This is a genomic window from Stenotrophomonas sp. AN71 (assembly GCF_050435725.1).
GTDB lineage: Bacteria > Pseudomonadota > Gammaproteobacteria > Xanthomonadales > Xanthomonadaceae > Stenotrophomonas.
Genome location: NZ_JBNDKU010000011.1, coordinates 1 through 16,167 on the forward strand (window position 1 = coordinate 1; position 16,167 = coordinate 16,167).

The window sequence follows — 16,167 nt, forward strand, 5'->3', positions numbered from 1 at the left end:
TGCCCGGCCATTGCCGCCCCCGCCCCCCCCCCCCCCGGGGGGGGGCGGCCCCCCCCCCCCCCCCCCCCCACCCCGCCATCCCACGGAATGCCCGCTGTTGCTGTTGATGTTGTTTCAGTCGAGCAAGCTCGACTCTACGGGGTGCAGGGCGCAGCCCTGCCGAACACCCCTCACCGTTCCGAATGTCCACTCTGGTCGTAATCGCGTGGACTGAACAGTTCCGGCTGGATCAGCTCGATGAACGCCCGCGCCTGCGCCGACAATGCCTTGCCGCGTCGCACGATCACCCCATAACTCCGCTCGGGGAACCAGCGCTTCATCGAACGCGCCGCCAACCGCTCGCGGTCGGCCTCGTTCAGGCACAGCGCCGGCACGATGGAGATGCCCATGCCCATCGCCACGTACTGCTTGATCACCTCCCAGCCGCCCACTTCCAGTGCCACGGTGTAGGCGATGCGATGGCGCTGGAACACCTGGTCCACCAGGCGGTAGGTGATCTGCCGCTTCGGTGGCAGCACCAGCGGGTAGCGCGCAATGTCGGCCAGCTCCAGTTCGCCACCACTGGCCAGCGGATGATCATGCGGCGCGATCAGCACCTGCTCGAAGCGGTAGGCGGGGGCATAGCTGAGATCGGCCGGCACGTCGGTCATCGAGCCGATGGCCAGGTCGGCGGCGTCCTCGCGCAGCAGGTCGGTGCCATCGGCACTGATGGCGTTGTGCAGGGTCAGGCGCACATCCGGGTGGTGCAGGCGGAAGCGTTCGACGATCTTCGGCAGCAGGTACAGGATGGTCGAACTGTTGGCGGCGATGTTCAGCTCGCCCGCGTCCAGGCCGCGCACCTTGTCGCGGAAGCGCGCCTCCAGCCCGTCCAGGTTCTCCACCAGCGGCTGCGCCATTTCGTACAGCAGCTGGCCCTCGCGGCTTGGCACCAGACGCCGCCCGCTGCGCTCGAACAACGGCACGCCCAGCTCCCGCTCCAGCGCCTGCAGCTGCAGACTGATGGCCGGCTGGCTGACAAAAAGTGCCTCAGCTGCCCGTGAGACCGAGCCCAGACGCACCGTCTGGCAGAACGCGCGCAGCGGCTTCAGTCGGTCGGATTTGTAGGAAAAACGAGGACTTGGCGGGGTGCGCGTGGTCATGGCGTTACAAGTATTAGCACAGTTTATGTAGTGCATTGCAAAAACTGTTTTGCCAAATACTCCGCTTCGACGGCACCGTGGGGACGTTCCCCCACCGCTGGAGTCGCCCCATGTCCGCCGTCGCTTCCGCTGTTCCCACCCCCACCGCCAAGGCCACCCCCGGCATCGCCCTGGCGACCCGCGTGGCCGGCCAGGACACCGTGCTGCCGGCGCCACTGCTGGCCCTGCTGGTGTCGCTGCACCGTGCGGTGGAACCGGGCCGGCAGGCACGTCTGCAGGCCCGTCGGGAACGCCAGGCCTTCTTCGACCAGGGCGGTCTGCCGGACTTCCGTGAGGACACCGCCGCGATCCGCAGCGGCGACTGGCAGGTTGCTCCGCTGCCGGCCGCGTTGCAGGACCGCCGCGTGGAGATCACCGGCCCGACCGATCCGAAGATGGTCATCAACGCACTGAACTCGGGTGCCAAGGTGTTCATGGCCGACTTCGAGGATTCGACCTCGCCGACCTGGCGCAACCTGCTGGCCGGGCAGCAGTCGCTGGCCGCCGCGGTGCGTGGCGACCTGGAATTCACCGCAGCCAATGGCAAGCATTACAGCCTGCGCCCGTTTGACGAACAGGCGGTGCTGATCGTGCGTCCGCGTGGCTGGCACCTGGACGAGAAGCACGTGGCCATCGATGGCCAGCCGCTGGCCGGCGGCCTGTTCGACGCGGCGGTGTTCGCTTTCCACAACGCACGCGCGCTGCAGGCCAAGGACCGCGGCCCGTACTTCTACCTGCCCAAGCTGCAGAGCATGGAAGAGGCCGCGCTGTGGGAGACCGCGCTGTCGCACATCGAGGGCATGCTCGGCCTGCCGCACGGCCAGATCAAGGTGACCGTGCTGATCGAAACGCTGCCGGCGGTGTTCGAGATGGATGAGATCCTGCATGCGCTGCGCGACCGCATCGTCGGCCTGAACTGCGGGCGCTGGGATTACATCTTCTCGTACCTGAAGACCTTCCGCCGCCATGCCGATCGCGTGCTGCCCGAACGCGGCCAGGTGACCATGACCCAGCCGTTCCTGAAGGCGTATTCGGAGCTGCTGATCCAGACCTGCCATCGCCGCGGTGCCCATGCGATGGGCGGCATGGCCGCGCAGATTCCAATCAACCACGATGCGGCTGCCAACGAACAGGCGATGGCCCGCGTGCGCGCCGACAAGCTGCGCGAAGTCACCGCTGGCCATGATGGCACCTGGGTTGCGCACCCGGCGCTGATTCCGGTGGCGATGGCGATCTTCGATGAGCACATGCCCGGTGCGAACCAGCACAGCGTGCTGCGCCAGGATGTGCGTGTCGGCCGCGACGAACTGATCGCGCGGCCGCCGGGCACCATCACCCGCGCCGGTTTCGAAGGCAACGTGGAAGTCTGCGTGCGCTATCTGGCGGCATGGCTGGACGGCAACGGCTGCGTGCCGATCCACCATCTGATGGAGGACGCGGCCACCGCCGAGATCAGCCGCAGCCAGCTGTGGCAGTGGCTGCATACGCCGGGCCAGCAGCTGGACGATGGCACGGCGATCGACCTGGCACTGCTCGATGCCAGCCTGGCGCAGTTGCCGGCGCGGCTCGGCGACACCCGTGCACTGCCCGGTGGCGCGCGCATCACCGAAGCCATCGCCCTGCTCGGCGAACTGAGCCGCAGCAGTGAACTGACCGATTTCCTGACCCTGCCGGCCTACGCACGCATCGATTGACCGAGCGCCCGCGTTCCGCCGTCGTTTCCCTCCCCGCTGTACGCACGAACCGAACTGGAGAAAGACATGAGCAAGCTGCCCACTGCCGAACAGATCCAGCACGACTGGGATACCAACCCGCGCTGGGAAGGCATCCAGCGCAACTACAGCGCCGCCGACGTGGTGCGCCTGCGCGGTACCGTGCACATCGAGCATTCGCTGGCCCGCCTGGGCGCGGAGAAGCTGTGGGCGTCGCTGCACGAGCGTGAGTTCGTCAACGCGCTGGGTGCGCTGACCGGCAACCAGGCCATGCAGCAGGTCAAGGCCGGGCTGAAGGCGATCTACCTGTCCGGCTGGCAGGTGGCGGCTGATGCCAATCTGGCAGGGCAGATGTATCCGGACCAGTCGCTGTATCCGGCCGATTCGGTGCCGGCGGTGGTCAAGCGCATCAACAACACACTGCTGCGCGCCGACCAGCTGCACCATGCCGAAGGCAAGGATGACATCGACTTCCTGCAGCCGATCGTGGCCGATGCCGAAGCCGGCTTCGGCGGCGTGCTGAACGCATTCGAGCTGATGAAGGCGATGATCGAGGCCGGTGCCGCCGGCGTGCACTTCGAGGACCAGCTGGCCTCGGTGAAGAAGTGTGGCCACATGGGTGGCAAGGTGCTGGTGCCGACCCGCGAGGCGATCGAGAAGCTCAACGCCGCGCGCCTGGCTGCCGACGTGCTGGGCGTGCCGACCCTGCTGGTGGCGCGCACCGACGCCGAAGCCGCCGATCTGCTGACCAGCGATATCGACAGCAACGACACGCCGTTCGCCACCGGCGAGCGCACCGTGGAAGGCTTCTACAAGACCCGCAACGGCCTGGACCAGGCGATCAGCCGCGGCCTGGCCTACGCACCCTATGCCGACCTGGTGTGGTGTGAGACCGGCAAGCCGGACCTGGAATTTGCCCGCCGGTTCGCCGAGGCCATCCACGCCAAGTTCCCGGGCAAGCTGCTGGCCTACAACTGTTCGCCCAGCTTCAACTGGAAGAAGAACCTGGACGACGCCACCATCGCCAGGTTCCAGCGTGAGCTGGGCAGCTACGGCTACAAGTTCCAGTTCATCACCCTGGCCGGCTTCCACGCGCTGAACTACGGCATGTTCAACCTGGCCCACGGCTATGCACGCCGCCAGATGAGCGCCTTCGTCGAGCTTCAGGAAGCCGAATTCGAAGCGGCCGAACGTGGCTTCACCGCGGTCAAGCACCAGCGCGAGGTCGGCACCGGCTACTTCGATGCGGTGACCCAGGCCATCCAGCAGGGCCAGTCGTCGACCACCGCGCTGACCGGCTCGACCGAGGAAGAGCAGTTCCACGGCGGGCGCGGCGAACGCGCGGCGTAACCGGTAACCCGTGATGCGCCGGGCAACGGATCTGACCCGGTGCTACCGGTCGCGGAATCCGATCAGGGTGGCCAGGGAAGGGCCAGACAACGCCGGCCGGTCGGGGGACCTGCCGGCGTTGTTGTATCGATGGAACCGTGCAACGGGTGGGCAGCGTCAATCCGGCGCACCCTGGCCACCGCAACTTGGCCGAAACCCTGTGAAAACCGCCACCGGATTGATCCAGCAGGGGTTTTGCCCGGACATACGTGACCAGAAAGGGCCACACCGGATCTTCACATCTGAAAAGATCGCCGGAAGGTTCAAAATGAGATAGGACGCACACTTTAAAGCGGTGCTATGCTCCGCGGCTCACCAGGGGACGCTGGCGGCGGGTGCAGGGAATGACCGGCAGGGGTGCGGCCGAGAACAGTGATGTGACGACAGGTATCGCCCGGGTGGCGATGGCCGAGATCGTGCACGCTCTGTTGTCAGATGCCGAGGTGGCATTGTTCGCCAGATTCGCCCGCGCATGCAAGCTTCATGCCGGACAGTGGTTGTTCCAGCGTGGACACCGGGGCGAGCGCATGTATGTGATCCTCGAGGGCCAGATCGAACTGGACTTCGGCGAGGACCTGGTGATCAAGACGCTCGGGCAGCACGAGTTCTTCGGTGAACTGGGCCTGCTGGTCGGTGATCACCTGCGCAGCGCCAGCGCGCGCGCGCTGGTCGACTGCGAGGTGCTGGAGCTGGGTCCGGCCGATTTCCATCGCCTGGTCGAGTCCGATCCGGGCCTGGTGGCCTATTTCCTGCGCCGCACGATCATGCGCGTGCTGACCAACGAGCAGGCCCTGATCAGCCAGCTGCGCCGACGCAACCACGATCTGGAAACCGCGCTGGACAACCTGTACATCACCACCCACCAGCTGACCCACACCCGTGAGCTGGTGCGCACCGATGAACTGACCGGGCTGCACAACCGCCGTGGCCTGACCCTGTATCTGCAGGAGTGCCGCGTACACGCTGCGGGGGCGCCGCAGGGGCTGCTGCTGATCGACTGCGACCGCTTCAAGCAGATCAACGACCGCCACGGCCACCAGGCCGGCGACCGCGTGCTGCAGAGCATGGGCAACATCCTGCGTTCAATGGCCGGTGAGCAGGATCTGGCGTGCCGGCTTGGTGGCGATGAGTTCTGCCTGATCCTGCGCCGTGGCAACCACGAAATCGTGCAGCATGCCGCCGAATTCATTCTGAGCGCGGTGCACGGCCTGCTCGAGCGCAGTCATGGCACACCGCACGTGAGCCAGGTCAGCATTGGCGCCAGCCTGCTGGATGCGGAGGCGGACTGGAGCGAGTGGTATGCCGGCGCCGACCGGGCGCTGTACCAGGCCAAGCGCGATGGCGGCAACTGCCTGCGCTGGGTGGATGATCCGGACGGCCAATAGGGAGATGCAGGTGATGAATGGCGACAACGGAACGTCAGCCCCGCATAGCCCCCAGCTACGCGCCCTGCTGTTCACCGATCTGTGTGATTCGCTGCAACTGGTCGAGCGGATCGGCGATGTCGCGGCCGCGACCCTGTTCCAGGAACACGATCGCCTGGTGCTGGTGCTGCAGCACCGCTGGAACGGCCAGTTGATCGATCGCTCCGATGGACTGTTCATGCTGTTCGAGCGCGCCATCGATGCGCTCGGCTTTGCCCTGGATTACCAGCGCGAGCTGCACGCGCTGGGCCAGCAGCGTTCGATCGAGCTGCGCGCGCGCGCCGGCCTGCATGTGGGCGACGTGCTGACCTGGGATAACAGCCCCGAAGCGGTGCGCGCCGGCGCCAAATCGATGGAGGTGGAAGGCCTGGCCAAGCCGATGGCGGCGCGCCTGATGATGCTGGCCCGCCCCGGCCAGATCCTGCTGTCGGCCGTGGCCGAATCGCTGACCCGTCGTGCCACCGATGCGCTGGGTGAGCGCGGTGCGCGACTGCTGTGGAAGTCCCACGGGCGGTGGCGCTTCAAGGGCGTGCCGGTGGTGCAGGAAGTGATCGAGGTGGGCGAGATCGGCTCGGCGCCGCTGCGCATGCCGCGTGCCAACGCCAAGGCACGGCGCGACCTGCCGCTGTGGCGGCAGCCGCTGGTGCTGGCAGCCGAAGGCCTGGTGCTGGCGGTGGCGCTGCTGGGTGGCTGGTTGTTGCTGCGGCCGGAACCGGCCATCGCCTTCGCCGAGCGCGACTGGGTGGTGCTCGGTGATGTCGACAACCTCACTGGCGACCCGATCTTCGATGACTCGATGCGGCATGCGATCCTGATCGCGCTGGAGCAGTCGCGTTACGTGAACGTCCTGTCGGAGGGCAAGATTCGCGAAAGTCTGGAAATGGCCAGGTTGTCCAGCGACTCGCGGATGACCCGCAGCACGGCGGTGGAAGTGGCAATGCGCGAAGGTGCGCGAGCCGTGCTGCTGCCCAATGTACGGCAGCAGCCGGGCGGCTACTTGCTGGGTATCGATGTGGTCGAGCCGCGCAGTGGTCAGTTGGTGACCAGCTTCACGGCGACGGCGGATCGGTCTGATCAGATGGTGTTCGCCGTCGATGATGTGGTTGGGCGCCTGCGTCGCGGGCTGGGCGAGTCCGTCGCGAGTCTTGAACAGTCGCTGCCGCTGCCGAGGGCGTCGACCCGTGACCTGCGTGCACTGCGCGCCTTTGCGCTGGCCGAGAACGCATTGGGCCAACGCCGCTTCGAGGAAGCGCGCAACCTTTACCAGGCTGCGATCGACATCGATCCGGGTTTTGCGCTGGCCTACATGGGCCTAGCCAAGCTGCTGGCGCGCACCGCGCAGGTCCAGCAGGCGCGTGAGGCGCTCGAGCACGCATTGGCCCAGCAGCAGCGCTTGCCCGCACGTGAGCGCCTGTACCTGAAAGGCTGGCAGGCCGAGCTGGAGCCTGGCGGTTGGCCGCTGGAGCAATGGCGGGCACTGGCCAAGATCTATCCGGATTCATTTGCGGGGTTGTCCAACACCTCCTGGGGGCTGCTGCAGGACAATCGCTTCACCGAGGCCGAACCCTATGCGCGTGCCGCAGCGGTACCACAGGACCCGTTGCGCCTGTATCCAATGATCCATCTGGCGCGGATACAAATGGGCCTTGGTCAGCCGCAGCAGGCAATGCGGACTCTGCATCAGGCACAGGTGCTGCGCGGCAATGACGGGGCCGACGACTTGGACGTGGATGTCCTGGTCGCTCAAGGCCAGGAAGCACAGGCGCAGCAGGTACTGATGCGATTGCCCCGTGGGGACGATCTGCAGCAGCGCATGCGTCTGCGTGCTCACCTGCTAGTAGCTGCCGAGCAGCGCGACTGCAACGCCATGCAGGCAGCGGTTGCCGCGGACGGTCCGGCGCCGGACCTGATTGATTACCAGATCCACCAACGTCTGCAGCACGCCACGGTGACAACGCTGTGCACGGCAGGCGATGTGAAAGAACTTGAATCCATCGCTGCTCTGCTGCAGCCCTTGCTGCTGCAGGAGGACGACTCTGCCGAGGGCACCCGCAGCCTGCAGCTGCTGGCATTGGCCTATCTGGCCCAGCGCCAAGGGCAGCACGAGCTGGCTGAAACGTGGTTGCGCGTCCATAGCGATCTGCTTGAGCGGCAACGAAGCCCAGTGGTGGGCAAGTGGCGACGCGTGGTGCTGGCTACGGCCGAACTGGCGCAGCGCCGGCCACAGACGGCGCGCGATCTGCTCGAGCCCGCGTTCGATGGCAGCGAACCCGTGCAGGCCCACGTTGTGCTGCTGCAGGCATTGCGCGCGCAGCAGGATGCTGCCGGCGTACGGCGCGAGCAGGCCTGGCTGGCCCGGCATCACGGCCAGGCGATCGCTGAGGTGGCTTCCATGCAGGTCTGGCAACCCCTGAACGTGCACGACATCGCTACTGCGGCGACGTCGGTGCCGCCACCTCGCTGATGCGGACTCAGGCGTTGACGCGCTCGTCGACCCGATCGGCTTCGAAGCAGAACACGACGGTCATCGAAGCGGTCGAGGTGCTCAGGTACGAGTGCAGCGAATCACGCGTGCGGCTCAGCTCCTCGACCGAAGCCAGGGTGTCGATCTTCATGCAGTCGTTTTCGCCGACGGCCGCGTCCAGGCCGATCGAGGCCAGTGCCTTGGCCGGCGAGGCGGTGAAGCGGTCGCGGAAGTCGTCATTGCTGATCAGGTGGTCCAGCAGGGTGCTGGCATCTTCGGCGGAAAGGCGGGGATGGGTGCTCATGGGGATCGTCCGTAGGTGGAGTTTCTCGTATCGGCCGCGACAGCCTGCCATTGAGGGCTGCGATGTGCACGTCGCTAAAGTTGGCCGCGCTGCGGTCGTTGCTGCTATGCCGGTTGTGCGGCAGTAAGGAAGGAAATCCATGCGCCTGCGCCGCTGTGCCAGTCTGATGTTCGAACCCCGCGAGTCGGTCACCCTGGACCTGCGCGCGATGCTGGCCGGCCACGCCGAGATGGACAGCCAGATCAGCTGGGTGGCGTTGGCGGCCCATCTGGACCAGCCGTTGCCGGTGGATGCCGAGGAACGCCAGCTGCTCGGCGAGCTCAGCGCCCACCGCTGGAGCGCACCGCCGGCCGACGCGTCCCCGGCCATGCTGGCGCGGCTGATCGAGCAGGGCCTGCTGCTGACCGACCCGCCGAGCGAGGTGGGGCACCAGATGCGCGATGAAGCGCTGCGCCGCAGTCAATGGTGGCCGCTGGCCGCGCTGGCCCATCGCCACGCGCGCTGGCACGCGGTGGACAGTGTGGAGGACATGCGCCGGCAGGGGCTGGATACCGCCGCCGGCCTGCGCCAGCGGCTGGGACCGCCGCCGCCGGTGGTGCAGCCCATGCAGGGTGATTATCAGCCGCTGCCGCGCAGTGATGAAGCCGCCTTCGACGCCCTGCTGGCGCAGCGCACGACCTGCCGCAACTTCGACCCGCAGCGCGCGTTGCCACTACCGCTGTTGGCCCAGGTACTGCAGCGCACGCTGATGGCCCATGCCGTGCAGAAGGTCGAGCGCGATACCGAGTTCCTGAAGAAGAACGTGCCCTCCGGCGGCGGCCTGCATCCGACCGAAGGCTTCCTGCTGGTGCAGAACGTGGAAGGGCTGGACCCGGGGTTGTACCACTACCATCCGGTGCAGCACGCCGTGCTGCCACTGCCCTCGCCGCCGGCGCAGGCACTGCCCGCGCTGGCGCGGCGGATGCTGTCCGGGCAGGAGTGGTTCGCTGATGCGCCGGCGCTGCTGGTGCTGGCGCCGCGCTATGACCGCTGCTTCTGGAAGTACCGCAACCACGCCAAGGCACACCGGGCGGTGACGCTGGATGTCGGCCACATCTCGCAGCTGCTGTACCTGTGCGCGACCGAGCGTGGGCTGGCGGCCTTCGTGACGGCGGCCATCAACGATGCCGATGTCGATCGTGCCTTTGGCTTCGATGGCATCGGCCAGAGTGCGATGGCGATCTGTGGCCTGGGCTGGCGCAGTGCCACGCTGGACACGGCTGAATTCGATCCCGCCGGGCGTGTGGTGGTGGGCGACGACCGCTGAGCGGCCGCCGCCCGGGTGCCTACTTCGCCTCGAAGTCCACCAGTACCGCACCATCGCCCACCTGGTCGCCGGCCTTGGCGCGATAGCCCTTCACGGTGCCGTCGGCGGGTGCCTGCAGGGTGTGTTCCATCTTCATCGCCTCCAGCACCACCAGCGGTGTGCCGCGGGTGACCTCGGTACCGGCCGCGACCAGCGTGGCCACGATCTTGCCCGGCATCGGGGCCAGCAGGCTGCCGGCATCGGCCACGGCGTGGTCCGACTCACCTACCGGATCGTGCAGGGTGAAGCGGTGCTGGCCGTCGGCGCCGAACAGATACAGCTGGTCGCCGTCGCGCAACAGCGTCAACACCCAGCGGCGCCCGCTCAGCTGTACCGTCAGGCCCTGGGCATCGGCGGTACCGATCACCTGCATGGGCGCTGCATCGTCGAACTGCACGCGCCAGCCATCGGTCTGCGCCCACACCCTCAGCGTATGTCGGCGTTCGCCCTGCTGCAGCGGCAGGACGCGCGGTGCGGACGCGCCCAGGCGCCAGCCGTCCTGCATCTGCCACGGTGAATGTGGATCGCGCGCGTCGGTGCTTCCACCTGCAGTGCCGGCGACAGCGGCCACCGCAGCCAGCAGCCACAGGGCATCATCGCTGTCGCCGACCGCGCTCAACGCCGCCTGCTCGCGTTCGATCAGCGCGGTATCCAGCTTCGCGTTGGCGAACGAATCGGTGTTCACCAGCCGGCGCAGGAAGCCGGCATTGGTGGTCACGCCCACCACCTGGCAGTCGGCCAGGGCCTGGCTCATGCGGCGCAGCGCGGCGTCACGGTCCACGTCCCAGACGATCAGCTTGGCAATCATGGGGTCGTAGTACGGCGTGATGCTGTCGCCCTCCTCGACGCCGGTATCCACCCGCACATGGGCCGATGGGCTCGGCAGGCGCAGCCGGCGCAGGGTGCCGGTGGAGGGCAGGAAGCCACGGTCGGCATCCTCGGCATACAGCCGCGCTTCGATCGCATGGCCGTGGATCGCCAGCTGCTCCTGGCGCAGCGGCAGCGGCTGGCCCGAGGCCACGCACAGCTGCCATTCCACCAGATCGGTGCCGGTGATGTACTCGGTCACCGGGTGCTCGACCTGCAGGCGGGTGTTCATTTCCATGAAATAGAAATCGCCGTCCGGGCCGGCGATGAACTCCACGGTGCCGGCACCGACGTAGCCCACGGCACGCGCGGCATCCACCGCCGCCTGGCCCATCGCGGCGCGGCGCTCGGCACTCATGCCCGGCGCTGGCGCCTCTTCCAGCACCTTCTGGTGGCGGCGCTGCACCGAACAGTCGCGCTCGAACAGGTACACCGCCTGGCCGTGGCTGTCGCCGAATACCTGGATCTCGATGTGGCGTGGCCGCTCGACGTACTTCTCCACCAGTACATGGTCGTTGCCGAACGCCGAGGCCGCCTCGCGCTGGCAGCTGGCCAGCGCATCGACGAAGTCCTCGCTGCGCTCGACCTTGCGCATGCCCTTGCCACCGCCACCGGCGCTGGCCTTGATCAGCACCGGGTAGCCGATGCCGTCTGCCTGCGCGCGCAGGAAGTCCGGCGCCTGCTGGTCACCGTGGTAGCCCGGCGTCAGCGGTACACCGGCCTTGGCCATCAGCGCCTTGGCCGCGCTCTTGTCGCCCATCGCGCGGATGGCGCTGGCTGGCGGCCCGATGAAGGTGATGCCGGCGGCGGCGCAGGCGTCGGCGAAGTCGGCGTTCTCGGACAGGAAGCCGTAACCTGGATGGATCGCCTGCGCGCCGGTCGCGCGTGCGGCGTCGAGCAGTGCATCGCCGCGCAGGTAGCTTTCACGCGCGGCGGCCGGGCCGATGTGGATGGCTTCGTCAGCCAGGCGCACGTGGCGTGCGTTGCGGTCGGCATCGGAATACACCGCCACGGTGGCGATGCCGAGGCGGCGGCAGGTGGCGATGACGCGGCAGGCGATTTCGCCGCGGTTGGCGATCAGGACTTTGGTGAACATGGCAACGTGCTTCATAGGAGCTTGCTCGGTCATGGCACGGGTTACATGCGGAACACGCCGAAGCGCGTCTGCTGCGGGGCGGCGTTGAGGCTGGCCGACAGTGCCAGGGCCAGCACCCGGCGGGTGTCGGCCGGATCGATCACGCCGTCGTCCCACAGGCGCGCGCTGGCGTAGTACGGGTGGCCCTGCTGCTCGAACTGCTCGCGGATCGGCGCCTTGAATGCATCTTCTTCCGCCACCGGCCATTGCCCGCCCTTGGCCTCGATGCCATCACGCTTGACCGTGGCCAGCACGCTGGCAGCCTGCTCGCCACCCATCACGCCGATGCGCGCGTTCGGCCACATCCACAGGAAGTTCGGCGAGTATGCGCGGCCGCACATGCCGTAGTTGCCGGCGCCGAACGAGCCGCCGATGACCACGGTGAACTTGGGCACTTTGGCGCAGGCCACCGCCATCACCAGCTTGGCGCCGTCCTTGGCGATGCCGCCCTGTTCGTACTTGCGGCCGACCATGAAGCCGGTGATGTTCTGCAGGAACACCAGCGGGATGTTGCGCTGGGTGCACAGCTCGATGAAGTGCGCGCCCTTCAGTGCCGATTCGGAGAACAGGATGCCGTTGTTGGCGATGATGCCGATCGGGTAGCCGTTCAGGTGGGCAAAGCCGGTCACCAGCGTTGCGCCGTAGCGCGGCTTGAATTCGTCGAAGCGCGAGCCATCGACCAGCCGCGCGATCACTTCGCGCACGTCGTAGGGCTTGCGCGTATCGGCCGGGATCACCCCGTACAGTTCGTGTGCCGGCAGCAGCGGTTCTTCCGTTGCCTGCACCGCCATCGCCGGTTCCGGCTTGCGCCAGTTGAGCTGGGCGATGATCGCGCGGACCCGTGCCAGCGCCTGCAGGTCGTTGTCGGCCATGTGGTCGGCCACGCCGGAAATGCGCGTGTGCACATCGGCACCGCCCAGTTCTTCGGCCGTGACCACTTCACCGGTGGCGGCCTTCACCAGCGGCGGGCCGCCGAGGAAGATCGTGCCCTGTTCGCGCACGATCACCGTCTCGTCGCTCATCGCCGGCACATAGGCGCCACCGGCGGTGCAGCTGCCCATCACGCAGGCGATCTGCGGAATGCCCTGCGCCGACAGGTTGGCCTGGTTGTAGAAGATGCGGCCGAAATGATCGCGGTCGGGGAAGACTTCGTCCTGCAGCGGCAGGAACGCACCGCCGGAATCGACCAGGTAGATGCACGGCAGGTGGTTCTGCTCGGCGATCTCCTGCGCGCGCAGGTGCTTCTTCACCGTCATCGGGTAGTAGGTGCCGCCCTTGACCGTGGCATCGTTGGCCACGATCACGCATTCCACGCCGCTCACCCGGCCGATGCCGGCCACCACGCCGGCGGCGGGCACGGCGTCTTCATACATGCCATGCGCGGCCAGCGGCGCGATTTCCAGGAACGCACTGCCCGGGTCGAGCAGGGCGTCGATGCGGTCACGCACCAGCAGCTTGCCGCGCGCGGTGTGCTTGGCGCGCGCCGCCTCGTTGCCGCCCAGGGCGGTGCGGGCGAGCGTGGCGTGCAGGTCATCGACCACGGACTGCATGGCCGCGCGGTTGCTTTCGAAGGTATCGCTGCCCGGTTGCAGCTGGCTGTTCAGGACGGTCATCGCGGTGGCCTTACAGGGTGCGCTGGAACAGTTCGCGGCCGATCAGCATGCGGCGGATTTCCGAGGTGCCGGCGCCGATTTCATACAGCTTGGCGTCGCGCCACAAACGGCCGGTCGGGTATTCGTTGATGTAGCCGTTGCCACCGAGGATCTGGATCGCCTGGCCGGTCAGCCAGGTCGCCTTCTCGGCGGCATACAGGATCGCACCGGCGGCGTCCTGGCGGGTGGTGCGGCCCTGGTCGCAGGCGCGCGCCACCGCATACACATAGGCACGGCAGGCACCCAGGCCCACATACATGTCGGCGATCTTGGCCTGGATCAGCTGGAAGCTGCCGATCGCCTCGCCGAACTGGTGGCGCTCGTGCACGTACGGCATCACCACGTCCATCGCTGCGGCCATCAGGCCCAGCGGGCCGCCGGACAGCACCACGCGCTCGTAGTCCAGGCCGGACATCAGCACGCGCACGCCGCCACCGACCTGGCCCAGCACGTTCTCTTCGGGAATCTCGCAGTCCTGGAACACCAGCTCGCAGGTGGGCGAGGAGCGCATGCCCAGCTTGTCCAGCTTCTGAGCGGTGGAGAAGCCCTTCATGCCCTTCTCGACCAGGAACGCGGTGATGCCCTTGGCGCCGGCGTTCATGTCGGTCTTGGCGTAGACCACCAGCACGTCGGCGTCCGGGCCGTTGGTGATCCACATCTTGTTGCCGTTGAGCACGTAGTGGTCGCCGCGCTTGTCGGCGCGCAGCTTCATCGACACCACGTCCGAACCGGCGCCCGGCTCGCTCATCGCCAGCGCACCGACCTTGGCACCGCTGCACAGGTCGGGCAGGAAGCGCTGCTTCTGCTCTTCGTTGCCGTTCTTGCGCAGCTGGTTCACGCACAGGTTGGAGTGCGCGCCATAGGACAGGCCGATGCCGCCGGACGCGCGCGAGATTTCTTCCATCGCCACCACATGGGCCAGGTAGCCCATGCCGGTACCGCCGTATGCTTCTTCCACGGTGAGGCCGAGCAGGCCCTGCTCGCCCAGCTTCGGCCACAGGGCCAGCGGGAACTGGTTGGTGGCATCGGCCTCGGCGGCCAGCGGTGCGACCTCGGCGGCGGCAAAATGGGCCACGCTCTGGCGCAGCAGGTCGATGTCTTCGCCAAGATCGAAGTTCAGGGATGGCACGTGCATTGTGGTGGCTCCACGGCGGGATGGCAGGAAATGGACGCACCCGGCGGGGGAGTGGGCGGCGGTGTACAGGACCGCCACCCACACGGGCGATGGCCCCAGCGTAGCGGGGTTCGGGTAAGAAGTGAATACGAATTCAAAAATTGAAACTAGAATCAGAACATGGCCTATAAACGCTCTGCATTGATGGAAGAACGCCTGGCGGGCGCCCGTGAACGGATCCTGCTGGCGACCCGTGCGCTGGTGGCGACCGGCGGCTGGCGCAACGCTCCGGTGACCGCCGTAGCGACCCAGGCGGGGGTGTCCACCGGCCTGATCTATCGCCACTTCCCGTCCAAGGCCGAGCTGTTCGTGGAAGTGCTCAATGCCGCCGTGGCCCACGAAGTGGCGATCATGGAACGCATCGCCAGTGGCCCGGAGGCGGCCAGCGAGCGTCTGCGGCTGGCGATCACCGCCTTCGTCCGCCGCGCCCTGGCCGGACCGGGGCTGGCCCATGCCTTCATCGTCGAACCGGTCGACCCGGACGTGGAAGCCGAGCGCATGCGCGGCCGCCGCGCCTTCGGCGACGTGTTCCTGCGGCTGGTGGAAGAGGGTGTGGCGGCCGGCGAGCTGCCGGTGCAGGACGCGCATGTGGCCGCCGCCTGCCTGGTCGGCGCCTTCACCGAGGCAATGGTCGGCCCGACCGCACCCAGCCGCGAAGCGCACCGCGATGAGGACGCACTGGTGGATGCGATCTGCAGCTTCTGCCTGCGCGCGATCGGCGCCCCCGTCGCCCGGTAGGGCCGGTCGCTGGCCGGCTTCTGTTGCTGGGGTCAGATCCCTTTTGCGCCGCAAAAGGGATCTGACCCCAGCCCCCGGCATGTTGCGCCGCATCAGCAGTGACGCCTGTTGTCGCACGCGAAGCGCGTTCTATACTCGGCCCATCACGCAGTCGCTCAGCCGTGGTCCAACGACTATCAGCCAGGGGTAACGAAGAGTGCGGAATTACGATCTGGAGTTCCTGAAACGCTTCTCCATGGTGATCGCGCTGCTGGCGACCATCACCCTCGGCCTCATCCTCCTTGCCGCCTACATCCACACCCGGATTCCGCCCGAGGTGTCGCCAACGGCGGCCAAGCGCACCGAACAACGCATCTCGCCCACCGGCGCGGTCTACGCCGGCAGCACCGGTGCCGCCGCGCAGGCCGCGGCCAAGGCCGCCGCACTGGCGAAGGCTGCCTCGCAGGTCGCCTACGGGGGTACCAAGGACGGCAAGGTGATCTTCGACAACCTGTGCACGGCCTGTCATACCACCGGCGTGGGGATGGCGCCGACGCTGGATCATTCGCACTGGGACAAACGCATCGCGCAGGGCAAGGACACCCTCTACAAGCACGCCATCGAGGGCTATACCGGCCCGGACGGCGGGATCATGCCGCCCAAGGGTGGCAATCCGGCACTGACCGAGGAACAGATCCACGCCACCGTGGACTGGATGCTGGGCAACCTGAAATAACGGGCGACGCAGCGCCCGCCGGCACTACCTTTGCCCACCAAGGCCGAAACCCCGCTGTGCAAGCGGGGTT

Annotated in this window: 12 protein-coding genes; 7 read left to right on the top strand and 5 right to left on the bottom strand. The window is 67.3% G+C overall.

From position 1 onward, the window contains the following. Window positions 1-170: 170 nt before the first annotated feature. Window positions 171-1,139: a LysR family transcriptional regulator gene (locus tag ABH900_RS16045; RefSeq protein WP_119007330.1), complete on the bottom strand. Its 969-nt coding sequence runs from the start codon at window positions 1,137-1,139 to the stop codon at window positions 171-173. 110 nt (window positions 1,140-1,249) lie between these two features. On the opposite strand from ABH900_RS16045, the gene aceB reads away from it, so the two are divergent. The 4 genes from aceB (at window position 1,250) to ABH900_RS16065 (ending at window position 8,167) form a co-directional block, all read left to right on the top strand. Continuing rightward, window positions 1,250-2,872 carry a malate synthase A gene (gene aceB, locus ABH900_RS16050; RefSeq protein ID WP_429624136.1) on the top strand — a complete coding sequence of 541 codons (1,623 nt, stop codon included), beginning with the start codon at window positions 1,250-1,252 and terminating at the stop codon, window positions 2,870-2,872. 66 nt (window positions 2,873-2,938) lie between these two features. After that, entirely contained in the window at window positions 2,939-4,240 is a 1,302-nt protein-coding gene (aceA, locus tag ABH900_RS16055; protein WP_429624137.1) for an isocitrate lyase, read from the top strand. A gap of 383 nt (window positions 4,241-4,623) precedes the next feature. Beyond that, window positions 4,624-5,664, top strand: coding sequence for a diguanylate cyclase domain-containing protein (locus ABH900_RS16060; RefSeq protein WP_429624138.1), 1,041 nt, complete (start codon window positions 4,624-4,626; stop codon window positions 5,662-5,664). 4 nt (window positions 5,665-5,668) lie between these two features. After that, a complete protein-coding gene (locus ABH900_RS16065; RefSeq protein ID WP_429624139.1) occupies window positions 5,669-8,167 on the top strand; it encodes a putative peptide modification system cyclase in 2,499 nt (832 codons plus the stop codon). A 7-nt stretch (window positions 8,168-8,174) separates the two neighbouring features. On the opposite strand, the gene ABH900_RS16070 is transcribed toward ABH900_RS16065, so the two are convergent. Beyond that, window positions 8,175-8,471 (bottom strand): NHLP-related RiPP peptide, encoded by a 297-nt coding sequence (locus ABH900_RS16070; RefSeq protein WP_429624140.1) that lies wholly within the window; start codon window positions 8,469-8,471, stop codon window positions 8,175-8,177. Between the two features lie 139 nt (window positions 8,472-8,610). Here ABH900_RS16070 and ABH900_RS16075 point away from each other — a divergent pair, with 139 nt between their 5' ends. Further along, window positions 8,611-9,777: a putative peptide maturation dehydrogenase gene (locus ABH900_RS16075; protein WP_429624141.1), complete on the top strand. Its 1,167-nt coding sequence runs from the start codon at window positions 8,611-8,613 to the stop codon at window positions 9,775-9,777. A 19-nt stretch (window positions 9,778-9,796) separates the two neighbouring features. Here ABH900_RS16075 and ABH900_RS16080 read toward each other — a convergent pair whose 3' ends face one another. The 3 genes from ABH900_RS16080 to ABH900_RS16090 are packed head-to-tail and all read right to left on the bottom strand — an operon-like array spanning window position 9,797 to window position 14,605. Next, on the bottom strand, window positions 9,797-11,812 hold the full coding sequence (locus tag ABH900_RS16080; protein ID WP_429624142.1) for an acetyl-CoA carboxylase biotin carboxylase subunit: 2,016 nt from the start codon (window positions 11,810-11,812) through the stop codon (window positions 9,797-9,799). A gap of 8 nt (window positions 11,813-11,820) precedes the next feature. Next, complete coding sequence (locus ABH900_RS16085; protein ID WP_429624143.1) at window positions 11,821-13,431, bottom strand: carboxyl transferase domain-containing protein; 1,611 nt, start codon at window positions 13,429-13,431, stop codon at window positions 11,821-11,823. A 10-nt stretch (window positions 13,432-13,441) separates the two neighbouring features. Continuing rightward, window positions 13,442-14,605 (bottom strand): isovaleryl-CoA dehydrogenase, encoded by a 1,164-nt coding sequence (locus ABH900_RS16090; protein ID WP_429624144.1) that lies wholly within the window; start codon window positions 14,603-14,605, stop codon window positions 13,442-13,444. Between the two features lie 159 nt (window positions 14,606-14,764). On the opposite strand from ABH900_RS16090, the gene ABH900_RS16095 reads away from it, so the two are divergent. Both ABH900_RS16095 and ABH900_RS16100 read left to right on the top strand, forming a co-directional pair. Then, window positions 14,765-15,382, top strand: a complete 618-nt coding sequence (locus ABH900_RS16095) for a TetR/AcrR family transcriptional regulator (protein ID WP_429624145.1) — start codon at window positions 14,765-14,767, stop codon at window positions 15,380-15,382. A gap of 196 nt (window positions 15,383-15,578) precedes the next feature. After that, complete coding sequence (locus ABH900_RS16100; protein WP_005407662.1) at window positions 15,579-16,097, top strand: c-type cytochrome; 519 nt, start codon at window positions 15,579-15,581, stop codon at window positions 16,095-16,097. Window positions 16,098-16,167 lie beyond the last annotated feature (70 nt).

Excerpts from the sequence above, each read along its gene's own strand:
- ABH900_RS16045 (WP_119007330.1), bottom strand. The coding sequence starts at position 1,139 with ATGACCACGCGCACCCCGCCAAGTCCTCGTTTTTCCTACAAATCCGAC.
- aceB (WP_429624136.1), top strand. The coding sequence starts at position 1,250 with ATGTCCGCCGTCGCTTCCGCTGTTCCCACCCCCACCGCCAAGGCCACC.
- aceA (WP_429624137.1), top strand. The coding sequence starts at position 2,939 with ATGAGCAAGCTGCCCACTGCCGAACAGATCCAGCACGACTGGGATACC.
- ABH900_RS16060 (WP_429624138.1), top strand. The coding sequence starts at position 4,624 with ATGACCGGCAGGGGTGCGGCCGAGAACAGTGATGTGACGACAGGTATC.
- ABH900_RS16065 (WP_429624139.1), top strand. The coding sequence starts at position 5,669 with ATGCAGGTGATGAATGGCGACAACGGAACGTCAGCCCCGCATAGCCCC.
- ABH900_RS16070 (WP_429624140.1), bottom strand. The coding sequence starts at position 8,471 with ATGAGCACCCATCCCCGCCTTTCCGCCGAAGATGCCAGCACCCTGCTG.
- ABH900_RS16075 (WP_429624141.1), top strand. The coding sequence starts at position 8,611 with ATGCGCCTGCGCCGCTGTGCCAGTCTGATGTTCGAACCCCGCGAGTCG.
- ABH900_RS16080 (WP_429624142.1), bottom strand. The coding sequence starts at position 11,812 with ATGACCGAGCAAGCTCCTATGAAGCACGTTGCCATGTTCACCAAAGTC.
- ABH900_RS16085 (WP_429624143.1), bottom strand. The coding sequence starts at position 13,431 with ATGACCGTCCTGAACAGCCAGCTGCAACCGGGCAGCGATACCTTCGAA.
- ABH900_RS16090 (WP_429624144.1), bottom strand. The coding sequence starts at position 14,605 with ATGCACGTGCCATCCCTGAACTTCGATCTTGGCGAAGACATCGACCTG.
- ABH900_RS16095 (WP_429624145.1), top strand. The coding sequence starts at position 14,765 with ATGGCCTATAAACGCTCTGCATTGATGGAAGAACGCCTGGCGGGCGCC.